Below are 354 nucleotides of genomic sequence, written 5' to 3'. Positions count from 1 at the left end.
GGGATCCGCTGCTCCCCCTCCCCAGGGGCCAAAAGTGTGCTTTTGGCCCCCCCGGGGGTGTCCGGAGCCGAACGGAAGGCGTCGACGTCGGCCCGGGTGATGACCCCGCCGGGTCCGCTGCCGCTGATCAGGGCGAGGTCGACCCCGTGGTCCTTCGCGTACTTGCGCACCGGTGGCTTGGCCAGCGGGCGCTCGCCGCGCCGTCCCGGGGCGACCGGCGTGGAGGGCGCCGCCGCCTCCGCGAACGCGCGCGCCTCGGCCTGCCGGCCCACCTCCAGGCCACCGTGCCGCACCGGCTTGCTGCGCGCGTCGGGGGCGGTGGGCAGCAGGGGGACGCCGTCGCCCTCCACCGGG

1 protein-coding gene is annotated in these 354 nt (G+C 77.7%); it reads right to left on the bottom strand.

The genetic code is table 11. The features are described 5' to 3' along the window. The coding region (locus tag A6V29_RS08870; RefSeq protein ID WP_170977786.1) for an E3 binding domain-containing protein at positions 1-354 on the bottom strand (354 nt) is incomplete at both ends.

It is taken from the genome of Blastococcus sp. CCUG 61487 (assembly GCF_005222955.1).
GTDB lineage: Bacteria > Actinomycetota > Actinomycetes > Mycobacteriales > Geodermatophilaceae > Blastococcus.
This window is presented reverse-complemented; position numbering and strand designations above follow the sequence as displayed.